Source organism: Bradyrhizobium sp. P2_E8 (assembly GCF_056403875.1).
Genome location: NZ_JBFUES010001778.1, coordinates 1 through 738 on the forward strand (window position 1 = coordinate 1; position 738 = coordinate 738).

At 68.2% G+C, this 738-nt stretch carries 1 protein-coding gene; it reads left to right on the forward strand.

The window, feature by feature from the left end:
- The coding region (locus AC1D00_RS43850) for an FAD-dependent monooxygenase (RefSeq protein ID WP_477015033.1) at positions 1 to 738 on the forward strand (738 nt) is incomplete at both ends.

Genomic DNA, 738 nt, shown 5'->3' on the forward strand with positions numbered 1-738 from the left:
CGCCGATCCCGCCGAACGCGTTCAGGCTCCCGGCGCGGCGGGCGCCGTGCCCGAGGAGGTCGACGTCCTCATCGTCGGCTGCGGGCCCGCGGGCCTGACGCTCGCGGCCCAGCTTGCGCAATTTCCCGACATCAAGACCTGCATCGTCGAGCAGAAGCCGGGCCGGCTGTCGGTCGGCCAGGCCGACGGTGTCGCCTGCCGCACCATGGAGATGTTCCACGCCTATGGCTTCAGCGAGCGCGTGCTGAAGGAAGCATACTGGGTCAACGAGACGACGTTCTGGAAGCCGGACGAACGGCGGCCCGAGACCATCGTCCGCAGCGGCCGGGTGCAGGACGTCGAGGACGGGCTGTCGGAATTCCCGCACGTCATCCTCAACCAGGCGCGCATCCATGACGGCTTTCTCGACCTCATGCGCAAATCGCCGGCCAAGCTCGAGCCCCATTACAGCCGCCGCCTGCTCGACCTCCAGGTCGATCCGGCCGCGGGACCTGCCGACCGTGCCGTGACCGTGCGCCTCGAACGCGTCGATGCCGGAAGCGAGGGCAAGGTCGAGACGATCAAGGCACGCTATGTCGTCGGCTGCGACGGCGCGCGCAGCACCGTGCGCAAATCGATCGGCCGCGAGCTGCATGGCGATTCCGCCAACCACGCCTGGGGCGTGATGGACGTGCTGGCGGTGACCGATTTTCCGGACATCCGCTTCAAGGCCCTGATCCAGTCGGCGAACGATGGCAG